Raw genomic sequence first — 17,804 nt, 5'->3', positions numbered from 1 at the left:
TCAGTCTTTTCCCTCTACGCGGTAAACCGTCTCACCGGGCCGGCGCATGCCGTAGTGTTCCCGTGCGATGCGTTCGACCACCTCGTCCGAGAGGCCGGCCTCCAGTTTCTGGTGCAGTTCGTCGATACGTGCCTGCAGGGCTTCGTTTTCGGCGCGCAGGGCGGCGTGTTCGCGATGCCAGCCCAGGCGCTTCCACAGGCTGTAGTCGTCGACGAACAACAGCCAGGCCAGCAGGATCGACAGGGCCGCCAGGCCGATCCGGCGGCGAAGCCGCCCCGAGGCACGCGCGCGCGGCGAAGCAGGGGAAGCGGAGGGTCTGGCAGGCATTGACGGCAGGGGATGGAGAAACGGCTCATCCGAAGCGGAAGGCGTCCGGGCCGGGATAGCGGGCGGCATCCCCCAGCTCTTCCTCGATGCGGAGGAGCTGGTTGTACTTCGCCGTCCGGTCGCTCCGGCTGGCCGAGCCGGTCTTGATCTGCCCGGCGTTGGTGGCCACGGCCAGGTCGGCGATGGTGGTGTCTTCGGTCTCGCCGGAGCGGTGGCTGATGACGGCGGTGAACTTGTGCTTGTGGGCCAGTTCGATGGCCGCGAGCGTCTCGGTCAGCGTGCCGATCTGGTTCAGTTTGATCAGGATGCTGTTGGCACAGCCCTCTTCGATGCCGCGCCGGAGGAACGTCGTGTTCGTCACGAACAGGTCGTCGCCGACGAGCTGGACGCGGTCGCCCACGGTGTCGGTAAGCAGCTTCCAGCCCTCCCAGTCGTGCTCGGCCATGGCGTCTTCGATGGAGAGGATCGGGTACTGGCGGATCCAGCTTTCCCAGAAGGCGACCATGTCTTCGGCCGTGCGCCGGGTGTCGGGGTCACTTTTCCAGAAGACGTAGCGGCCGTTCTGAAACATCTCGCTCGTGGCGGGGTCGAGGGCCAGGTGCAGGTCCTGGCCGGCCCGGTAGCCGGCGGCGTCAATGGCTTCGAGGATGACCTCGATCGCCTCCTCGTTGGAGCGCAGGTTCGGGGCGAAGCCGCCTTCGTCGCCCACGGCGGTGTTGTAGCCCTTCTGCTGCAGGACTTTCTTGAGGTGGTGGAAGACCTCGACGCCCATGCGCAGGGCATCACTGAAGCTCTCGGCGCCGGTGGGCATGATCATGAATTCCTGCATGTCCACGTTGTTATCGGCATGCCGCCCCCCGTTGAGGATGTTCATCATGGGGACGGGGAGCGTGGCCGCGCCGACCCCGCCGAGGTAGCGATAGAGGGGCAGGCCGACCGTCTCGGCGCCCGCACGGGCCACGGCCAGCGAGACGCCCAGGATGGCGTTGGCGCCCAGACGCCCCTTGTTCGGCGTGCCGTCCAGGTCGATCAGGAACGAATCGATCTCGAGTTGATCCAGGACGCTGAAGCCTTCCAGCTCCGGTGCGATGACCTCGTTGACGTTGTCGACGGCCCGGTAGACGCTTTTGCCCAGGTACACGTCCTGGTCGCCGTCCCGCAGTTCGACGGCTTCGTGCTCACCGGTCGAAGCGCCGCTGGGCACCGCGGCCCGCCCGACGATACCCTCTTCGGTCAACACCTCGACCTCCACGGTCGGATTGCCGCGGCTGTCCAGGATCTGCCGGGCACTGACGTCCACGATGAGTGACATATTCTATGCGCAGAAAACGATGAAACGAGGTTGGAAAACGGATCGCGTGAAAATCGACATCCCACGCCGGAATAACAAGGGGGCCGTTCGGGAGAAACACGTTAAGACGGACCCCGGCCGGTGGCGGCCTGCGGGGGCGGGATCGCTCGCCGGCCTCGAAAAGAGAAAGCCGGTGCGTTGGAGGGCACCGGCTTTCGCAGGCTTGTGGGGGATCGGATCAGCGCACGGTCGTGGTTTCGTTGATCCAGGTGTAGCAACCGTAGTCGACCTTGTAGGAGTCGCCCGGGTTCCAGTTCTTGAAGAACTTGTCCTCGGCGCTGGGATAGAAGCGGGCGATGCTGTTGATTCGCTGCGTGGCGATGTTGGCGACCTGCGGGTCGCGGGCGCGGGCGCGTTCGTAGTAGTCGGTGGCCAGCCAGTAGACGGCCCGGTCTTCCCGTTCGAAGGTGCCGCAGTTCTGCACGGCCTGCACGTAGAGGTCGCCGATGGCGATGAGGGCCATGCCGTAGTTGGGGTCGGCTTCGAGGGCCTGCCGGAACGCCGTGCGGGCCCGGGAGAAGCGCCCCTCCTGCTGGTGGGCGATGCCGATGTTGTAGTACACCTCGCGGGCGTGGTCACGGCCGCCTTCCAGCTGGAGCGACTGCTCGTAGAGGCGGATGGCCTCTTCCGTGTTGCCGTCTTCCAGGTACATCTTGCCGAGCATGCGGTAGATGCGGGCCGTCGGTTGCATCTGCTGCAACTTTTCGCCCATTTCGTACATCTTGTCGCGGTAGCCGGCTTGCCGGTACAGGTCGAACAGTTCGGAGATCAGCGCCAGGTCATCCGGCTTCTTCTCCAGCTGCTGTTCGAGGAAGGTGATGCGTTCCTCGGGGGAGGTGAACAGCGCGCCGCGGAACTCGGTGAGGCGGTTCATCACTTCGGGATCGTCGGCCCGGTGCTGTTCCACCTCTTCCATGAAGGCGACGGCGGCGGCTTTGTCGCCCTTGCTGATATAGTCCCGGATGATGTATTCGATGTAATAGAGGGGGGTCTCTTTGGGCTTGAGTTCCCAGGCCTGGCGGTAGATGACCGCCACGCTATCGACCAGGTCGGGGAGGTCGTTTCGGTGCTGGAGGATGAAGTTGCCCTTTTTGATGAGCCAGGCATAGGGGTCGATGTTGCCGTCGACGCCCTGAATGGTGGGCACGGCGGTGTCCAGCATAATCAACGCCGAGTCCAGGTAGGCACGGCGCAGTGCTTCCGACTCGGCCGCTTCGGCCAGCTTTTCGTAGACTTCGACGGCGCGCTCGAAGTTTCGGTCGTCGTTCCGGCCAAAGCCCGGGGCGTTTTTGAGGATCCAGCGCAGGTTGGGGAGGGCCGCCTCGTAGTTGCCGTTTTTATACTCTTCGTAATACAGGCTGTAGTGAATGGCAATCTCCTGCTGGGAGGGCTTTTCCTGGGCTTCCGCCGGCTGGGCTTTGGCCGTCAGGGTGAAGGCGGTCAGCGTCAGCGCCCATCCGAACAGGAGCCGGCGAAGGTATGCGCGTCGGTTTTTCATGGTCAGGCAAGCCGGTTTGGTAGAGCTATCTCAATATAGACACCGAGCCCTCAACCGAGTTTCCGCTTGACGAACCAGAGTTCGCCGAGGTTGAGGTTGACCCCGATGCGGATGAAGCGGTCCCGGATGAGGCCGCGTTCGGTGGTGCCGCGTGTGCCCAGTTCTACGTTGAGATCAATTCGCGTGCCGGCATTCAGGGTAGGCAGGCTGAGGCCGCCGGTGAGGGCGAAGGTGCGGATGGTCTCCTCCGGCAGGGGAGACGCATACGACCGATCGACGTAGAACCCGATCCGGTAGGCCGTGCGGCGGAAGTAGGAGGCCAGAAGATCGCGCCCGGCCGGGAGGAATTCAATGCCGGCGGAGAGGCGCAGCCGGTCCTGCAGGGAGTGCCCGCCGGGGGTGTAGCCGGGGAAGGTGAAGTCGCTTTCGAAGGTGCTCCAGGGTTCGTAGCGGGCATCCGCGATGAACGTCCAGCGGAGGTCGGGCCGGTAGGCGACGCCGAAGCCGAGGCCGTAGGGGAGGTGTACCTTGCCGGAGAGCTCGCCGCCCAGGGTGTCGGCCTCGACGCTGGTCTCCAGGGTGCGGACGCGCGTGCCGGTGAGCGTGGCTGGCAGGGTGAGGGCCAGGCCGACCGAGAGTGCGTCCTGCCGGCGGAACACCCCGGGCAGGCGGATGAGAACCCCCCCGGTGCCCGTTATCCCGGCCAGGCGGGTTGCATTGGCCACGTCGGCGCGCTGGTAGGCGCCGCTGGCAAAGCGGGTTTCACGCCGCTCTTCCAGGATGCCGAAGATGAAATGGGCGGCGGCCCCGGCGGCGATGTGGTTGTTGATCTGCCAGCCGAACCCGCCGACGATCTGCTGAAGTCCCCCGTTCCCTTTGTAGTTGACGACGTAGGGTACCTCCTCGAGCCCGTCGGTGGCCGGTAACGTGCCCTCGACGGCCACCCGATAGCTGACCCGGGAGAACGGCACGAAAGCCAGTCCGACCCCCAGCGTCTGGGACTTGAGGGGAAAGCTGATATGGACGCCGTTGAACGTGCCCGAGGCGAGGCGGCTGCGGGCATCCGAGGCATCCGTGGCCTGGATGTTTTCATAGAACAGTCCCCCGGAGACGCGGGTGAGCACCTGGGCGCCCCAGGAGGCCGGGTTGCTCAGGTTCATCGCGTTGAAGGACGGGTTCATCGCGTTGAAGGACGGGAAGCCGGTGCCGCCGCCTCCCATGGCCTGGATCTGGGACGAGTAGAAGGTGCGCAGTTCCCCCAGCCCGAACCGGGAGTAGATGGAGCCGTCGTTCGTTTGCTGGGCATACCCGCTCCGGAGGCCGGGCAGGGCCAGCAGCACGCACAGCAGAAGGCAGCGGGAGGAAGGAAGGAAACGGTTCATGGGCTAGTTGTCCGGCGAGGTCAGGGTGAGCAGGACGGCCGGGCCGCCCGTACCGGTCGTGTCGCGGAGCAGGAGGGCGGCGTTGAGGGTGTTCTGTTCGGTCGGGACGGCCAGGCGGAAACGGTCGAAGATCTCTTCTTCGAGCACCATACGCTGGATCACGTTCAGAAGGCCGGCGGTTTCGAACACGTACTGGCCGTCGGCGTTGCGGGAGACCCGGGTGATCTGGACGGGGGTGTCGTCCGGGGTGATGCCGTAGAGGACGACTTCTCCGAGCGGGGGCCGCACGAAGCCGGGGGGGGTCTCCTGCAGGGTGAGGGTGTCGGTCGGGAGGCGCAGCCGGGCCCGGTTGACGGCATGGTTGCGCAGCGTCTCCGCGGTGAAGTCGAACCGGAGGCGCACGTTCAGCCCGGTGCCGTCCTGCAGCAGGATCCGGTCCGGGCCGAGGTCGGGCCCCCCGGTGTGTTCGATGCGGGTGACGCTTTTGGCGGCAGGAAAGGCCACCGTGTCGGTGCCGGCAACGGCGCGGAGCCGGAACCCGCCGGGACTGAAGCCGACGACGGCCCCACCCGATCGCCAGGCGAGTTGAAAGCCGTGGAAGTCGTCGTTGAAGGTCGTTGCCCGGAGGCGGGCGTCGTGGGCGGCGACCCAGGCCTCGGGCAGGGCCACCGTCACGAGCGAGTCGGTGGGGGCAAAGCGGATCTCCGTGACGACCTCCGGCCTCGCCGTGATGAGCGTGTCGGCCGTCGTGCCGCTGGCATTCCAGGCCTCCGGGATGTCGTGCAGGGTGAGGACGAGCGGTTGCGTCGTGTCACCGTAGACGTAGTCGATCGTCATCTCCAGCGTGGTGGAGGAAACCTGGCCGTTCCGGAAGTTCTCGGGCACGCTGGAAGGGGCCTGGAAGTCGATGTGGCCGGTCGTGGTGATGCGGCCCAGGAGCGGGTCCTCCACCTGCCCGGCGAGGGTGCGGAGGATCGTGCCGGTGGTGCCGATCGTGCCGGTGACGTCGCTGAGCACCTCCTGCTCGATGACCGCCGGCGGCACGGCGACGACGAAGGGCTGCCCCCCCTGCTCTCCGACGAGGTCGAGTCCTACGCTGGAAGGGTCTTCACAGGCGGTGAGGACGGACAGGGCAAGCAGCAAGGCACCGCACGAAAGGGCTGGGCGATACATGGAAGATGCGGGTTCGGAGAATCGGTATGAGATGCTCTTTAACGGGCCGGGACGAAGCAATCGTATGCCGCGGAGCACGGATAGTAAAAACCCCACGCGACGGATGTCGATGGGGTTTTTACGCGGGGGAGTATGTATGCCGGTGTGCGGGCGCAGGTTTCAGGCGGGTACGCCGTTTAGCACCTGTTCGTACAGGGAAGCGGCCTGCTCTGCCATTTCTTCACGCCCGCCGCTGAGCCGGGGACCGTTTTCCGGCTGTTCCCAGGAGGGCGGATACAGGACGGCATCGGCATGGGCAAGGCCGATTTCCACGGGCGTCTTGCCGGCCAGATCGGAAGGCAGCCCGAAGCGCTTGCACTGGGCTTCGGTGAAACGGGCTTCGAAGTCGACCACCTGCGGGGTGAAGAGGATCTTGGCGTCCTGGAACAGGGGGTCGGCGGCGTATTCGGTGCGGAGCAGGGCCGGCACCAGGCCGCTGATCCAGCCCAGCGTGTGCACCACGTCCGGGGCCCAGCCCAGCGAGCGGATCGTCTCAATCACCCCGCGGCCGAAGAAGAGGGCCCGTTCGAGGTTGTCGGGAAACAGCTTACCCTGCTTGTCGGCAAAGATGCCCTTGCGCTTGAACAGCCGGGTGTTGTCCATGAAATAGACCTGAAGGCGGAAGCCGGGGATGGAAGCAACCTTAACCTTGAGTGTCTCTTTTTCGTCTCCTAATGGAATCTCGGTACCGGACAGGCGGATGACCTCGTGCAGGCGGTTCTTGCGCTCGCTCACGATCCCGTAGCGCGGCATCATGATGCGCGTTTCGTAGTTGCCCGTCTCGAACAGCCGGGCCGGAAGAGAAAGGGCCACCTCCGAAAGCTCCGTGTCTTTCGTGAAGGGGGCCACTTCTCCTGAGACAAAAAGAGTCCTCATCGCGTTTGTCATGCTACTGGATGTTAAGGTGAGTGGAGGTTGTGCGGCTTCCTGTGGGGCGGCGGCCGCGATCCGCGGCGGAGGCCGTTGCGGATCCTGTATGCCGCTCGTTTGTACGAAATAAAACTAGCCTTATAATTTAAGAAGATATGCCGGGATTTTCAAGCAACCCGACAAACCGGGCCCCTGGCGTGACCGGAGAAACGACCGGCCCTGCGGCCCCGGCCCCGGCGACGGCCGCGCCGGAGGAGCGTCCCCCCCTGTCCGAACAGGGCATCATCCTGTTTGACGGGGTCTGTAACCTGTGTAACGGCAGCGTCAACTTTGTGATCGATCACGATCCCGATGGGTACTTCCGCTTTGCCGCGCTGCAATCCGAAACGGCGCGGGCGCTGTTGCAGGCGCTGAGGGTTCCGGACGACCGTCCCGAGAGCATCGTGCTGATCGAGGACGGGAAGGTCTATACGCGTTCGACGGCGGCGTTGCGTATCGCGCGGCGTCTCTCCGGTGCCTGGCCGTTGCTCTACGCCTTCATCGTGGTACCACGCCGGCTCCGCGACCGGGTCTATGACTGGATCGCCCGGAATCGCTATCGCTGGTTCGGCAGGCGGGATACGTGCCGCTTGCCTACCCCGGAGCTCCGATCCCGGTTCCTGGAGCCGGTCTGACCGGGCGCCGGGATCAGTCCTCGCGGGACATCTGCTGCAGGAGCTCGAAGTAGCGTTTGATCAGTACCTCGTAGTCGGGGGCGTAGCCGCTTTCCAGCGCCCGCAGCAGGTCACGGCGCAGCTTTTCGGCCTGTTCTCGGGGCGTAAGGGTGCCCGGGCTTTCGCGGGGGACGTCTTCGCCGGTCCGGCTTTCGCGGCGCTTCTCTTTGCCCCGTTCCTGGAGGGAACGGGTGGCGTCGAGCAGGCGGGTCAGGATCTGTTGTTGACGTTCGATGGTCCGGCGGTTGACCCGTTGCTGTTGCAGCTCCCGGATGGTCTCTTCCATCTGCTCGGCGATGTGGTTGAGGTCGCCCAGGATCTCGTTCCGGAACTCCCGGTTGCGGCTGAACTGCTTGAGCTGGTTACGGATCTGTTCCTGTTGCCCGGCCAGCTGGCGCAGCCGTTCCTGCATGTCCTGTACGAGCCGGTTGCCCTGCATGTCGTTGAGCAGCTGCTGAATCTGCTCGTTGAGCTGCTGTTGTTGTTGCGCCATCTGCTGGAACTGCTGGATCATCTGCTGCATCGACATGTTGCTCGACATGCCGGACATCGAGTTCATCAACTGGTTGAGCAGGTCGGACAGCAGCAGCGCCAGCTCGTTGAGGTGGGTCATGGCTCCTTTCTGGTGCTCGGTGGCGCGCCGGGCAACGCGTTCGGCCATGGCTTCGGTGGCGGCGCCCATCTCGCGCAGCGCCTCGCCGGCATGACGCTGCACCTCGCGGGTCATCTGGGGAATGTTCCGTGCGAGGGACCGGAGGGAGTCGGTCACGACGCTGAGGCCCTCGCTCAGCACGACCTGGTCCTGGGCGTAGCGGCGCAGGAGCGGGCTGTCGGCGGCCAGGCCGCGGACCTCACCCCGCAGGGTTTCCTGCTGCTGGGAGAGGGTCAGGATGTCGCTCAGGGCGCGGCGCAGGCCGGCGAGGTTCAGTTGCAGCTGTTGCCCCTGCATGTTTTGCTGCATCTGCTGGAGCTGCTGCTGCATCTGCTGGAGCTGCTGCTGCATCTGCTGCTGTCCCTGACGGGCGGGCTGGAGCTGATTTTGCCGCAACTGCTCGGCGTTGCGCTGCATCTGCCGGGGGAGGTCCTGTTGCTCCAGTTGCTGGTTGAGTTGTTGGAACTCCTGCTTCGGGGCGTTTTTCACCTCCTGCATCTGCTCCTGGAGGGTCTTGAGCCGTTCCTGCAGGGCCTCCATCTCCTCGCGGGCGCGTTCCTGTTCCCGGGCGAGCTGTTCCTGCCGGGAGGGGGGCGCTCCGGTTTCCTTCGCCTCCTGCCGCGTATCCCGGTTCTCGGGTGCGTTGCCGGTCGTGTCGCGTTCCGCCCCGGTTTCCTGCGGCTCGCGTGACGTTTCCTGGGGCCGGTTCGTCTCACGGGCCTCGTCCGCCTGGCGATTATCCTTCGCCTCACGGTCTTCCTTCGCCTCGAGCAGCTTGCCGGTTTCCTCGGCGAGGCGTTCCTCCTGCCGGGCCAGCTCGCCGGCGCGCCGGGCGACTTCCTCGAGCCCCTGTTGGAGGCGGAGCTGCTTGAACAGTTCGAGGGTGCGTTCGAGGCGCTGCCGGTACTGGACTTCGTTGAAGTCGAAGTTTTCCAGGGCCTGCTGCATCTGTTGCAGGTTCATGTTCTGGATGGCCTCCTGGAGCTGGCGCAGGGCCTCCATCAGCTCGGGCGAGCGGATCTCTTCGGCGACCTCCTGCAGCTCCTGGAACAGCTCCAGCGTCTCTTCGCTCACGAGGTTGTTTTCCTCCATCTGCCGGGTGGCGGCGTCGAGTTCGCTGGTGAGTTCTTCGACGCGCTGTTCGAGCCGTTGCTGGCGTTCCTGGAGCTGTTCGAGCTGGCGCTGCTCCTCCCATCCGGCCTCGGGCTTGCGGCGCAGCGCGTCCCGGAGCTCTTCGAACTGGCGCCGGACCTGGTCGGCTTCCTCCCGCAGCGTTTCGATGGTTTCCTCGATGTCGTTCTCCTGCTCGTGCAGGCGTTCGTACTGCTCGGCCAGGGACGGGAAGCGCAGGCGCTGGGACGGCGTGCGGGCGGATTTGTAGCCGGCGACGGTGTCGTTGTCCCAAACGGCCACGTAGTACTCGACGACGTCGCCGGGGACCAGGTCGAGGCCGGTCGTGGCACGGAGGTCCCACGGGTATTCGATCTCCTGGTCGAGGGTATGCGGCCCGGGCCGCGGGAGCTCCAGGGCATGGAAGGCATCCCCGGTTTGCCCGAAGCGGCTCTCGGCCAGGCGGTAGTAGAGGCGCAGGCGGGTGAAGCCGAAGTCGTCCGCGATGCGCAGGCGCAGCAGGGCCTGGCGTTGCTCGTTGAGGTCGGCCAGCGGCGGGGGGGCCAGCAGGACGACCGTCGGCTCGGCGTCGGGCAGGAGCCGGAGCTGGTAGGCGATCGGGTCGGCGTTTTCGACGCCCCGGGCGTTGCGCAGGAGAACCTGGTAGCTGCCCTCGCGGTGGAGGATGAACGAGCCGGCGGCCACGGCCCCGTCGAGGGACAGCGTGTCCAGCGTGCCGTCGTCGAAGCGCAGGAACGCCTCCGTGACGTTCTCGCCGCCGGTGCCGACCTCCACGGAGACTTCGGTGCCGGGCAGGGCCGTCACGTCGCCCACGTTGGGTTCGAGGCGCCGGGCGGGCAGGCGCGTGTAGGCCGGAAAGTCCAGCTGGACCTGCAGGCCACGCACCAGCGGGCGCTCGGCGACCGTAACCGTGTGCCAGGGGCTCTCGACGTGCCCGGCGGCGACCCGGTAGCGCAACGTACGCCGCACGTTCACCAGCGTGTGCCGGTACGCCCCCGTCGAATCCGGCGTGAGCGGGAGGGCTTGCACGGCCTCCTCGCCCGGGTAGTTCAGGACGAGGTGCACCTGTGCGGGCCGGGCCGAACCCCGAACGTGTACCACCACCTCCAGCGAGGCCCCCCGCACGAGTTCGACCGACCCGGGCTCGACGACGAACGAGAAGGGGGCCGGTTTCTCAAACGCCACCCCCGGTGAGAGCAGCCGCTTCGAGGCATCGACGAACGTCGACGGGGCGGCGACCAGGAACACGAGCAGCAGCAACACCGGCGCGGTCGCCAGGCGGGCGGCCCGGCGGGCCCGTTCGAAACGCTCCACCTGCTCGAACGGCACGTGCTGCACCTGCTCGGTGAGCATCCGCACCGCCCCGTCGATGAGCGGGGCGGGGGCGTCGCTGTGCCGTCCCGAAGCCAGGTGCAAGACGTTCACCAGGCGGTCCGATACCTCCGGATAGTGCGCGCCGATGCGGCGAGCTACCTGCTCCTCGGACAGGCCCGGCAGCAAGCCCGTCAGCCGGAGCAGGGGCAGCAGCAGGAAATACACGAAAAGCCCGCCCAGCAGCACCACGCCGCCCCAGAAAAGGATCGCACGCGGGGTTACGTCCAGCCAGAATCCGGCCTCCAGGGCCACCGAAACGACCCAGTAGGCCGAGCACGCCCCCAGCAACAGCACCAGCCCGAACGCCATCTCGGCGAAGGTGATACGGCGGATGACGGCCTGCAGGCGTTGCCGGAGCCGAAGGACGAGTTGCCGGGTCTGTTCACTCATGTCAGGGGGCGGGACCGGTTCGAGAGAGGGGCCGCACGAAGCGTGTACCCGGTCGCCGGCGGGCGGGTTTCAGGACAGCAGCAACAGGGCGGCGATGACGAGCTGCACCAGGATGAGGAAAATGACCGTCAGGGTCTGAATGCCGTTGAAATGCCGGGGCGGCTCGAACGCCCGGCGCATCTCCCGGGCCTGGACGAACCCCCCGCGCTCGCTCTGAACGAGGCTCCAGAGGTTCATCCCGACCGAGAGGAAAAGCAGGAAGAGATGCTCCCGCAAGACGAGCACCGTGACGGCGGTCAGCAGGGAAATCGACACGACGCTCCAGAAAATGACATACGTGAGGTTTTTCTTCAGCACGTCGGCCATGAACTTTTCGGCGTGGGGGAACGGAAAACCGGTGCGTCCGCCTGGAAAAGGCCGGCGGGCGGCAGGGCAGGAACAGGCACGAAGCCAGACGATGGTCCCGGGGCCCGAAAGAAATGCGCGCATGGATGAGGCGAGGTTTCAACGCCAAAATAAAAAACGGGTCGAGACAAGGAAAGGCGTGGTAAGGTCAATTCCATGTGCCCGGAAAGCCGCCTCAAAGAGAGAAGGCTCTTGAACCGGGACGTTGCGCTTAGTACGTTCCCTCCAAACCGGTGGAAAAGGCGCCGTGTGTGGCGCGGCGGCGGGCGTTCTTCTCAACCGAAACGGAGGTTGTTCTATGGCTGGTTACATGGACGAGATCATCGCGATTATCCTGGGGGGCGGCGCCGGTACGCGGCTCTTCCCCCTGACGAAGCACCGCGCCAAGCCCGCCGTGCCGCTGGCCGGCAAGTACCGCCTGATCGACGTACCCATCTCGAACTGCATCAACTCGGACATCTCCCGCATTTTCGTGCTGACCCAGTTCAACTCGGCCAGCCTGAACCGGCACATCGCCCGGGCCTATCGCTTCGACCAGTTCCGGCAGGGGTTCGTCGCCATCCTGGCAGCCGAGCAAACCCCTTATTCCCGGGACTGGTTTCAGGGAACGGCCGATGCCGTGCGCCAGAGCATGATCCACGTGTCGAACTACCGGTACGATTACGTGCTGATCCTCTCCGGCGACCAGCTCTATACCATGGACTATCGGGAAATGGTCGAGCATCATAAGGCGCATGAGGCGGATATTACCATCGCCACGATCCCGGTGACGGCCGACGAGGCGCCCGGCTTCGGCATCCTCAAGACGGAAGAGCACAACGTCATTTCCGAGTTCTACGAAAAACCGGCACCGGAGGAGTTGCCCGGCAAGGAGAGCGAGGTCAGCGAGGAAATGCAGCAGCAGGGGCGCATCTACCTGGCCTCGATGGGGATCTACGTCTTCAGCCGGGGCGTCCTGCGCGAGCTCCTGGAGGCCAATGAAAAGGCGCACGACTTCGGCAAGGAGATCATCCCGGGCTCCATCAAGAGCCACCGGGTGGTCAGTTTCCCCTTCACCGGCTACTGGAGCGACATCGGGACGATCCGCTCCTTCTACGAGGCCAACCTGATGCTGGCCCGTCGCTACCCCGATTTCGACATCTACAACCCCAGACGCCCCCTCTACACCAATGCGCGGATGTTGCCGCCGGCCAAGGTGCAGAGTTCCTACATCCAGGACTCGATCATCGCCGAGGCCAGCATCATCGTCAACAGCCAGATCTCGAACTCGGTCATCGGCCTGCGCTCGGTCATCGGGCACAACACCACCATCAAAAACACCATCTTCATGGGGGCCGACTATTTCCCCTGGCACGACGTCTCGCTCCGGGATCCGGCCGAGGGACCGGCGCGGCCGGGGGTCGACGAGGAGTCGTACATCGAAGGCGCCATCATCGACCGGAACGTGAGTATCGGGAAACGCTGCATCATCAAGAACCGGGACAACGTGCAGGAAGGCGAGGGACCCAACTTCTACATCCGCGACGGCATCGTGGTCATCCCCAAGAACGTGGAGATCCCGGACGATACGATCATCTGAACGACTCCGGTTAAAAAGTGCCGAATTCGTGCCGGGTCCGCGGCATCGAACGGCGTCCTGCCGCATATTCTCCCGTGCGAGCGTGTGTCGCTGCCCTGTCGAACCTGAAAAAAACGAAATGAAGATTCCCGTATCGCTTCCGCTGCAAGGATTGCTTGCCGTGCTGCTGCTGGCCGGCTGCCGGACGTACGGCGGCTACGGGTCGGAGGAGGCGGCCCGTACACAACTTCGGACCGCCGTCGAGCGGTTTGCCGACGAGCTCGAACGGGCCCGTGCGGATGCCCGCCTGCTCCGGGAGGTCGCGGCGGCGGCCCCGGCGCTGGCGGCCTATGTGGACGCCTACGAGCAGACCGTGACGCGGCACGCCGCGTTGCTGGAAGAACACCGGGCCCGGCTCGAAGCCCTGGGGGAGGACGCGTCCTACCGGACGCTCAGCCGCGCCCTCGGCGCCGTCGTTTCGGAGCAGAGCCTGATCCGGGATCGATATCGGAACCTGCTGGTGGCGATGGCCTATCCGGATACGATGCCGCACGTCGTGCGGCTGTTGAGCGGTTATCAGGCCGTGCCGCCCTATTATGCCCGCATCGAGGCGACGCTGATCGTACCGAGCGCCGAGGACCTGCTTGCCCGGTACCGGGGGCGGGCTGCGGGCTGAACGCGGCCCGTGCCGGGCGCTGTCGTGTCGCCCCTTCCTCAGGCACCGTGCGTCATCAGGGCGATGTACGCTGTTACCGGCTCGCGCTTGGATTCGATCAGCTCGATCAGTTCGGTCGCGTCCCGGCCGACACTGCGGGCCAGGATGCGCAGGGCCGTCTTGGCTTCGAAGCGCAGCCGGCCGTCGCCGGGGGTCATGCAGAGTTGCTCCGTGGCGGAGGCCGCCACGGCGACGGTGAGGGCCAGCAGGCGCCGGGCCGGATCCTGGATGTGACCCGGCGTCAGGTAGGCGCCGATGATCTCGCCGACCTCGTGGGGCAACTCCCAGTGGTTCGCCGCGATATGGCCGAGCCGCATGTGGTCGAGGCCGAAGAGGGCGCGCTCCGCCTCGGGCGGCGGGAAAAGGCCGTTTTCATTTCCCATCCACAGCCGTTCGTACGCATCGGGCCGGTTGTAGAGGAAAACCAGGCGCCCGGCGTTGTGTAGCAGCCCCGCCGTGAAGGCCGTCTCGGCATCCGGCAGGTGCAGAAAGCTGGCGATCTCCCGGGCGTAGGAGGCCGCTCCGACGCTCGACTGCATGATCTGGTCGAAGATGTGGACCTGCCCCTCGGTGGACACCACGTCCCGCAGCTTCATCATGGCCGCCGACAGGACGATGTTGCAGACTTCCACGAAACCGAGCAGGTATACCGCCTTCTTGACGTCGCTGACGTGCCGGCGCACCCCGAAGTAGGCCGAGTTGACACGGCGCAGGACCGCGGCGGCAATCACCGGGTCGTTGTGGATGATGCGAACCAGTTCCGGGGTGTCGGGTACCTCGGCACGCTGGGCCAGCAGGTTGGAAACGGCCGTGACCGTGCGCGGCAGCGGTGGGAAACGCACCTCCAGATCCGGCTGTCGTTCCACTTTGATGGTGGCCGTTTTGGGAGGAGATAGAGCCATGGCACGCTGGACTTTATCCTCGAGGGACGGTTGCGGTAACGGGGAGGCGTCGCATCGAGGAAACGGTCATGAGGATATACGGGCCGGTGGTGCGCACTGCATTCGGGACGGGAGGGGGCGGGTGGATGAGGCCGGAAAACGGCGGCCTCTCCGGGGGTATCGGCAGGAAGCCGGGGAAAGTAAGCCTACGGTGCCGGGACGATCAGGGTGGGAAGGTGGCTGTAGGCCACGGGTGGTGCGGCGAAAAGCGGAGTCGTCCGGGCCCAGGTGTCCCGGAACAGCCGGCTTCTCCGGTAGGCTTCGAGGGCTTCAGGGGTTTCCCAGTGGCTGCAGGTCGTGAGGATGTTGGAAAAGCGTACGTCCTGCCAGAGTTCGAGGTGCAGGCACCCCGGGTAGGCCCGGATGTGGGGGGCCGCCATCTCGAAGAGCGCCCGGAAGTCGTCCAGGCGATCGGGCCGGAAGGTCATGCGGACGAGGCGAATGAGCACGACGATGAAACCGTAGGAGGGTGCGGGAAAGCCGGCCTCGAAATAACGGGAGCGGGTGTTCATCCGCAAGCGGTGAGGGGGGCCGGGCCGGCTTTTCCCGGTCGTTTCACGCGGGCGGGGCCGGGTCGCCGGTCCCTTCGATCAGGGTACGGCCGACGGGGCAGGTGAGGCAATGCCCGGCCAGGCAGCGCGTGCGGTAGAGCTGTTGCAGGCCCTGGGTTTCCAGGGCGTTGCGCGGGCGGGTGCCGAGCCCGGCATAACGCCGGACGACCCGGTCGTCCTCGGCGGGCAGCCGTTCCAGCAGTTCGACGAGGGCCGCTTCGAGCGGGGGAGCCCCGGTCTGTTCCGCCAGCAGGAGCAGTACGGGCACGACGGCATTGACGATCATCCCGTCCGCCCGGCTCAGGCCCAGGGCGGGGTTCCGGGGCCGGGTGCGCCGGTCGAGCCGGACGTGGGTTTCCCAGAACGGTCCCGGGCGGACGCACAGCAGCGACCGGAGAGCCGCGACGGGGTCGGCTTCGCGGAGGGTTGCCGGCAGGATGCCGAGGGGATCCCGGTGCAGGAGGGTTCGGAGCAGGGCCACGCCCTGGGCGATGCGCAGGGTGGGGAAGTTGGCCGGGCGCAGGCGGGAGAACCGCCACTGCGTGCGATCCATCGGAACCACCTCGGTTGCGAGGGTATGGCGCAGCCGGTCGAAGCGTTCCCGGAGGTCCATCACGTAGTCGGCCGTTGCACGGTCGGCCTTCAGGAGCTGGGCCGGGTCGGGGAGCAGCCCGGCCGTGCCGAAGTGCAGGGCTTCGAGGTCGAGCGGGTCGCGGACCCGGCGCGTCAGGGACAGCGGGAGGCGGCGGGCCAGGGCCTGCATCGGTTCGGCGTTCGGGGCGTAGCCCAGCGCGGCAAAGAGGCGTTCGTGCAGCAGCGCTTCGAGGTCGGGCCGGACGAGGTAGGCCGCCTCGAGCCGGCGCCGGCGGCCCGCCAGTCGTTCGCGGGCCAGATGGTGGATCCAGGTCGTCTTGATCTTTTCGGGCACGCCGGGCCAGCCGTCGGCGCACGGCAGCGCGTCGGGGGGGCGGGTGTGGAACCGGTGCAGCAGGGTGCGGAGCGGGGCGGTCAGGTGGGGCAGGAGGATGAGTTCGGGAAGGAGGGTTCCGTCGGCCCGGTGCAGGCGGCCCGTCCAGAGGTCGGAAAAGAGGGCGACGTGGAGGATGACGGTGTTGTAGTGCGGGTCATGGTCGTGCCGGTGCTCGACCCAGCCGCCCGAGGTCACGTGCACCTCCACGTCGCCGGCCCAGGCCATGCCGCCCAGGCGCAGGCGTGCCCCGAGGAAGTCGGGCCCGCCGTCCGGGTTGGGTTGCCCGGGATCGAGCACGGCCACCGTCTCGCCGGCGGTCGTCTTCAGCGTGCCGGGCGGGAAGCGCTGCGTCGCCCAGAGGTCCTGGACGAAGGCTTCCGGGACGCGGCGGGCGGCCGCCGGTTCGTGGAGGGCCGGCCCGCGGGACTCGTCGAACGGATAGCGGGGGCCATCCGGTTCGCGGCCCGTGCCGGCCGGCGTGGCGGGATCGGGTGCGGGAGGAGCGGGTTCGCTCGGCATGGCTTGCTGTGCAGGGATTTTTTCTTAAAACACCCTCGCCCCGTGCAATCTAACCTCCCGGTTCGCGTCCGGGCCGCCCGACGAACCTTTGCCGGAGGGCCGCGTTTAGTCTAGGCTCGAAAAGAAGGCAGGAGACCTCGAATGATCCATCAGCTCGTATCGCTTTTTCTCGATCATGACCGCTTTGTCGTCACCACCCACACCCGACCCGACGGCGACGCGCTGGGCTCGCAGCTGGCGCTCGGTCACTTTTTGCGGAAGCTGGGGAAGGAGGTGCACCTGATCAACACGGATGCCCCGCCGTACAACCTGAGCTGGATGCCGGGGACCGACGCGGTGGAAGTTTTCGACGGGGCGCTGCGCCAGCTGGAGATCCTGGCCGGGGCGGAGGTGATCGTCGTGCTGGACACGAACACCGAGGAGCGCCTGGGTAAGATGGGGGCGGCGGTGCGCAGCAGCCCGGCCGTGAAGGTGCTCATCGACCATCATCCCACGCCCGAGTCCTGGTTCGACCTCCAGTACCGGCGCGAGTCGGCCTCGTCCACGGGGGAGCTGGTCTACGAACTCATCGTTGCGCATGACCCCGGCCTGATCGATGCCGCGCTCGCGACGGCCCTCTACGTGGCCATCATGACCGATACGGGTTCGTTCCGGTACAGCTCCACGACGGCCGAGGTGCACCGGATCGTTGCCGACCTGCTGGAGCGGGGCGGGATCGAGCCGGCGCCGATTCACGCCGCCATCTTCGACACGCGCAGCGTGGAAGGGTTGCGCCTGCTCAGCCGGACGCTGGACACCCTCTCGCTTCGGTACGGCGGGCAGCTCGGCTACCTGGTCGTGCCCCAGCGCACCCTCCGGGAGATCGGTGCCGACGTGCAGGAGACGGAGGGCTTCGTCAACTACGTGCTGTCCATCGAGGGGGTGCGGGTGGCGCTGCTCTTCATCGAGACGGAGCGGGGAACCAAGGTCAGCTTTCGCTCGAAAGGGGATGCGTATGTGCATGAGTGGGCCCAGCACTTCGGCGGCGGCGGGCATCGCAACGCTTCTGGAGCGTTCGTGCGCAAGGGGCTGGAGGAGACCATCCGGGAGGTGGTCGATGCGGCGCCCCGCTTCATCGATTTCGGCCCGGAGACGGCCACCGCCGGTTGCGGCGCAGCCGGCCGGGCACCCGACGACGGGGTGCTCTCGCCCGAAGACGAGGCCTACCTGGCGTCTTTGCTCGATCTGAAGTCCAGAAACGCCTAA

At 66.2% G+C, this 17,804-nt stretch carries 15 protein-coding genes; 4 read left to right on the top strand and 11 right to left on the bottom strand.

Annotated elements, in window-relative coordinates; genetic code table 11:
- The 6 genes from GQ464_RS01650 to GQ464_RS01625 form a co-directional block, all read right to left on the bottom strand.
- On the bottom strand, positions 1-327 hold the full coding sequence (locus GQ464_RS01650; protein ID WP_166976609.1) for an FtsB family cell division protein: 327 nt from the start codon (positions 325-327) through the stop codon (positions 1-3).
- Positions 328-352: 25 nt separating this feature from the next.
- Positions 353-1,639, bottom strand: a complete 1,287-nt coding sequence (eno, locus tag GQ464_RS01645; protein ID WP_166976608.1) for a phosphopyruvate hydratase — start codon at positions 1,637-1,639, stop codon at positions 353-355.
- Between the two features lie 217 nt (positions 1,640-1,856).
- Entirely contained in the window at positions 1,857-3,176 is a 1,320-nt protein-coding gene (locus tag GQ464_RS01640; protein WP_166976607.1) for a tetratricopeptide repeat protein, read from the bottom strand.
- 50 nt (positions 3,177-3,226) lie between these two features.
- Entirely contained in the window at positions 3,227-4,558 is a 1,332-nt protein-coding gene (locus GQ464_RS01635) for a hypothetical protein (RefSeq protein WP_166976606.1), read from the bottom strand.
- Between the two features lie 3 nt (positions 4,559-4,561).
- Positions 4,562-5,731: a hypothetical protein gene (locus GQ464_RS01630; RefSeq protein WP_166976605.1), complete on the bottom strand. Its 1,170-nt coding sequence runs from the start codon at positions 5,729-5,731 to the stop codon at positions 4,562-4,564.
- Positions 5,732-5,890: 159 nt separating this feature from the next.
- Positions 5,891-6,646, bottom strand: a complete 756-nt coding sequence (locus GQ464_RS01625) for a glycogen/starch synthase (protein ID WP_166976604.1) — start codon at positions 6,644-6,646, stop codon at positions 5,891-5,893.
- Between the two features lie 260 nt (positions 6,647-6,906).
- Here GQ464_RS01625 and GQ464_RS01620 point away from each other — a divergent pair, with 260 nt between their 5' ends.
- Positions 6,907-7,314, top strand: coding sequence for a thiol-disulfide oxidoreductase DCC family protein (locus GQ464_RS01620; protein WP_272493489.1), 408 nt, complete (start codon positions 6,907-6,909; stop codon positions 7,312-7,314).
- A gap of 13 nt (positions 7,315-7,327) precedes the next feature.
- Here GQ464_RS01620 and GQ464_RS01615 read toward each other — a convergent pair whose 3' ends face one another.
- Both GQ464_RS01615 and GQ464_RS01610 read right to left on the bottom strand, forming a co-directional pair.
- Positions 7,328-10,900, bottom strand: a complete 3,573-nt coding sequence (locus GQ464_RS01615; protein WP_166976602.1) for a coiled-coil domain-containing protein — start codon at positions 10,898-10,900, stop codon at positions 7,328-7,330.
- Positions 10,901-10,969: 69 nt separating this feature from the next.
- A complete protein-coding gene (locus tag GQ464_RS01610; RefSeq protein WP_166976601.1) occupies positions 10,970-11,266 on the bottom strand; it encodes a hypothetical protein in 297 nt (98 codons plus the stop codon).
- A 337-nt stretch (positions 11,267-11,603) separates the two neighbouring features.
- Between GQ464_RS01610 and GQ464_RS01605 the strand changes: the two genes are divergently transcribed.
- Positions 11,604-12,884 (top strand): glucose-1-phosphate adenylyltransferase, encoded by a 1,281-nt coding sequence (locus GQ464_RS01605; protein ID WP_166976600.1) that lies wholly within the window; start codon positions 11,604-11,606, stop codon positions 12,882-12,884.
- A 118-nt stretch (positions 12,885-13,002) separates the two neighbouring features.
- Positions 13,003-13,539 carry a hypothetical protein gene (locus GQ464_RS01600; protein ID WP_166976599.1) on the top strand — a complete coding sequence of 179 codons (537 nt, stop codon included), beginning with the start codon at positions 13,003-13,005 and terminating at the stop codon, positions 13,537-13,539.
- 38 nt (positions 13,540-13,577) lie between these two features.
- Here the strand turns inward: GQ464_RS01600 and GQ464_RS01595 are convergent, their stop codons facing one another.
- From GQ464_RS01595 to GQ464_RS01585, 3 genes are all read right to left on the bottom strand, one after another.
- A complete protein-coding gene (locus GQ464_RS01595) occupies positions 13,578-14,480 on the bottom strand; it encodes an HDOD domain-containing protein (RefSeq protein ID WP_166976598.1) in 903 nt (300 codons plus the stop codon).
- 185 nt (positions 14,481-14,665) lie between these two features.
- On the bottom strand, positions 14,666-15,031 hold the full coding sequence (locus GQ464_RS01590; RefSeq protein ID WP_228350507.1) for a putative quinol monooxygenase: 366 nt from the start codon (positions 15,029-15,031) through the stop codon (positions 14,666-14,668).
- 43 nt (positions 15,032-15,074) lie between these two features.
- Entirely contained in the window at positions 15,075-16,559 is a 1,485-nt protein-coding gene (locus GQ464_RS01585; protein WP_166976597.1) for a DUF2851 family protein, read from the bottom strand.
- Positions 16,560-16,700: 141 nt separating this feature from the next.
- Here GQ464_RS01585 and GQ464_RS01580 point away from each other — a divergent pair, with 141 nt between their 5' ends.
- Positions 16,701-17,804, top strand: coding sequence for a DHH family phosphoesterase (locus tag GQ464_RS01580; RefSeq protein ID WP_166976596.1), 1,104 nt, complete (start codon positions 16,701-16,703; stop codon positions 17,802-17,804).

Source organism: Rhodocaloribacter litoris (assembly GCF_011682235.2).
Lineage (GTDB): Bacteria > Bacteroidota > Rhodothermia > Rhodothermales > ISCAR-4553 > Rhodocaloribacter > Rhodocaloribacter litoris.
Note: the sequence above shows the minus strand (reverse complement) of the source record. Positions and strands in the feature narration are given on the sequence as shown.